This window comes from Enterobacter sp. SENG-6 (assembly GCF_001605945.1).
GTDB lineage: Bacteria > Pseudomonadota > Gammaproteobacteria > Enterobacterales > Enterobacteriaceae > Enterobacter > Enterobacter cloacae.
Map to the genome: position 1 here is coordinate 6,041 of NZ_LOMM01000041.1, position 2,445 is coordinate 8,485.

Annotated in this window: 2 protein-coding genes and 1 pseudogene; 1 reads left to right on the forward strand and 2 read right to left on the reverse strand. The window is 53.5% G+C overall.

The window, feature by feature from the left end:
- Positions 1-110 (forward strand): annotated as a pseudogene (locus AX755_RS25865) (transcriptional repressor PurR); the annotation flags it as partial.
- Here AX755_RS25865 and mdtD read toward each other — a convergent pair.
- Positions 76-1,509 (reverse strand): multidrug transporter subunit MdtD, encoded by a 1,434-nt coding sequence (gene mdtD, locus AX755_RS17835; protein WP_062857181.1) that lies wholly within the window; start codon positions 1,507-1,509, stop codon positions 76-78. The pseudogene AX755_RS25865 and the gene mdtD overlap by 35 nt on opposite strands.
- Complete coding sequence (locus AX755_RS17840) at positions 1,506-2,213, reverse strand: FadR/GntR family transcriptional regulator (RefSeq protein ID WP_062857182.1); 708 nt, start codon at positions 2,211-2,213, stop codon at positions 1,506-1,508. Before AX755_RS17840 ends, mdtD begins: the two co-directional genes overlap by 4 nt.
- Positions 2,214-2,445 lie beyond the last annotated feature (232 nt).

The following is a 2,445-nucleotide window of genomic DNA, read 5'->3' on the forward strand; positions in this document are numbered from 1 at the left end:
AACTGGGTGAGCTGGCCATTGATGTATTAATCCACCGAATGGCGCAGCCCACGCTGCAGCAGCAGCGTCTGCAGCTTACTCCTGTTCTGATGGAACGGGGTTCGGTTTAGCTTTTGTTTTGTGGCGTTCTTTAATCAGGTTTCGACCATCTTTCGGTTTTAACAGCATAAAGACCAGCGCTGAAACGACGGTAAGTCCGCCCATCGTGATAAAGGTATAGTGGAACTGCTCGACGGTGTTCGCGCTGTCAAAACCTTCATAGAACCGCAGTACCGCGGCACTGACAGCCACCCCAAGGCTGATTGATAACTGTTGAGTCACCGCCAGCACGCTGTTGCCACTACTGGCGTTGTCGTCAGTCAGATCCGCGAGAGTAATCGTGTTCATCGACGTGAACTGCGTTGACATTGCCATACCCAGCACAAACAACGGCAGGATCAGCATCCAGACGGGAAGCGAGGCAGATTGTAGCGAGAACTGCGCAATCATCAGCCCGATAAAGACCGTTACGCCAACCAGCGTCTTCCGATAGCCAAACCAGCGCAGCACCTGCGTGACGGTTGATTTGGCCAGAATTGAGCCCATTGCCGTGGGCGCCATCATGCAGCCGGCTATCAGGGCCGGATAGCCGAAACCGACCTGCAGCATCAGAGGCATCAAAAACGGTACGCAGCCCGTCCCCAGGCGCGAAGCAATATTCCCCGCGATACCTACCGAGAAAGTGCGCGTATTAAAGAGAGACAGCGAAATCAGCGGTGTCGGGTGACGGCGTGCATGACGTATATAAAGAAGGAACAGCAAAATACCGCCAAGAATGACAGCCAGCGCAAGCCATGTTGCCACTATCTTCTCACCAAACAGCTCCATCCCGCTGGAGAACAATACCAGGCTCAGACCAAACAGGAAAAAACCACCCATATCGAAACTGCGTCTTGGCGTGGTGAAGTTCGGCATATATTTGCGGGCATACAGCAGCCCTGCTACGCCAATTGGAATATTAATCAGGAAGATCCAGTGCCAGCTGGCCCAGGTGACAAACACACCGCCCAGCACCGGGCCAAGTATCGGACCGACCAGGCCGGGCATGGTGACGAAGTTGAGTACGGGAAGCAATTCACTGCGCGGATAGGCGCGCAAAAGTGCCAGGCGCGCCACGGGCATCATCATCGCGCCGCCAATTCCCTGCAGAACGCGGAAGATAACCAGTTCGGTCAGAGAGGATGATAATGCACAGGCCAGCGAACCGAGCGTAAAGAGCGTTACGGCCAACATAAATATGCGACGGGTGCCGAAGCGATCGGCCAGCCAGCCGCTCACCGGAATCAGCATTGCAACCGTCAGGGTGTAACTGATGATGGCGGACTGCATCGCCAGCGGCGATCGGTTAAGGCTTTGCGCAATGGCGGGAAGTGCGGTGTTGAGGATGGTGGCATCCAGTGCCTGCATAAAGAACGCCATGGCTGCAATCCACGGCAGCCCGGCCATGCTGCGTGCTTTTTTCTTTGTCATTTATTCACCTGCTGGTGGGTTGGCGCGACCAGTAACGCCTGGCACGCGCTCAGGGCTCGTTGCCCGTCGCTCTCCTGAATGGCATCGACAATGGCCTGATGCAGATCCAGCTTCACCACTTCGTCCTGAGTAATAGAGGTAAAGTAGGTGTGGTACACCGAATGGAATAAAGAAGCAAAAGAGGTAAGGAACGGATTGGCGCTCATCATATAGATATGTTCATGCCAGGCCATATCGACCTCAACCCAGCGCTCGCGGTTGAAATGCTTTTTCAGGAACACCATCTCTTCCATTAAGGTGTTGAGCTGGGCTTTTTGTTCGGCTGTCCCGAGCGTGGCGGCAAGCAGGCAGGCCTGCGGCTCAAGACTGCTGCGCATCACCAGAAAGTGATCGACGACCTGATTGAAGTTGTCTTCTGTCATCCACCAGGAGAGAAGTTCCTGATCGAGGAAGTTCCAGTTGCTTTGTGGCATTACCCGCGTGCCAATGCGCGGACGCGGTAGCACCATGCCTTTTGCTGTTAAGGTTTTCACTGCTTCGCGAACGGCGGTACGACTCACGCCAAACTGCTCGCCCAGCTCCATTTCGCCCGGCAGGATGCTACCCGGGGCATATTTACCCGCTAAAATCAGCTGAGCCAGCTTTTCTGCCAGCACATAAGACAGGTTTTTTTGGGCTGCCAGCTGTTGTGCGCTCAATGGCATTGCTTTTATTCCTTAATGATTCTTGTCGATAAGTATGCCACCGTGAATGTGATTGTGGTTGCAGATACATCAAATAGAACACTTTGTAGCTTGATTTCATCGCTATTGGTGAAAAAAAACACGGACGGAAACTTTTTTTAAATTTCCTCTTGTCACTTCAGAATAACTCCCTATAATGCGCCTCCACTGACACGGAACAACGGCACACACGCCGCCGGGTCAGCAGAGAAAA